General features: G+C 61.6%; 1 protein-coding gene. It reads left to right on the top strand.

The annotated features are described in order from the left end of the window. Positions 1-986 (top strand): Fe-S cluster assembly protein SufB (sufB, locus tag AX729_RS26455; protein ID WP_061027178.1); only part of this gene is annotated, 986 nt, incomplete at both ends.

Genomic DNA, 986 nt, shown 5'->3' with positions numbered 1-986 from the left:
TCGGTTGCGACCACGTTCAAGGCGGAGCTGAAGAAGGCCGGCGTGATCTTCATGCCGATCTCGGAGGCGATCCGCGAGCATCCTGAACTCGTGCAGAAATATCTGGGATCGGTGGTTCCGACCTCGGACAATTTCTATGCGACCTTGAACTCGGCGGTGTTCTCCGACGGCTCGTTCGTCTACGTGCCGCCCGGCGTGCGCTGTCCGATGGAGCTGTCGACCTATTTCCGCATCAACGAGCGCAACACCGGCCAGTTCGAGCGCACGCTGATCATCGCCGACAAGGGCTCCTACGTCTCCTATCTCGAAGGCTGCACCGCGCCCCAGCGCGACGAGAACCAGCTGCATGCCGCGGTGGTCGAGCTCGTCGCCCATGACGACGCCGAGATCAAATATTCGACGGTGCAGAACTGGTATCCCGGCAATGCGGAAGGCAAGGGCGGCATCTACAATTTCGTCACCAAGCGTGGCGACTGCCGCGGCAACAACTCGAAGATCTCCTGGACCCAGGTCGAGACGGGATCTGCGATCACCTGGAAATATCCGAGCTGCATCCTGCGCGGCGACAATTCCCGCGGCGAGTTCTATTCGATCGCGATCTCGAACGGCTATCAGCAGGTGGATAGCGGCACCAAGATGATCCACCTCGGCAAGAACACGTCGAGCCGGATCATCTCCAAGGGCATTGCGGCCGGCAAGTCGCAGAACACCTATCGTGGCCTCGTGACCGCGCACCGGAAAGCGACCGGCGCGCGCAACTTCACGGCCTGCGATTCCCTGCTGATCGGCGACAAATGCGGCGCGCACACCGTGCCGTACATCGAGGCCAAGAACTCCTCGGCCACGTTCGAGCACGAGGCGACGACCTCGAAGATCTCCGAGGACGTGCTGTTCTACTGCATCCAGCGCGGTCTTAGCCAGGAAGAGGCGGTCGGCCTCGTCGTCAACGGCTTCGTCAAGGACGTGCTGCAGCAGCTGCCGATGGA

Origin of the sequence: Bradyrhizobium sp. CCH5-F6 (genome assembly GCF_001556045.1) — a bacterium.
In the GTDB taxonomy this organism is placed as follows: Bacteria; Pseudomonadota; Alphaproteobacteria; order Rhizobiales; family Xanthobacteraceae; genus Bradyrhizobium.
The sequence above is the reverse complement of the archived record's forward strand: the minus strand, read 5'-3'. Positions and strand labels throughout refer to the sequence as shown.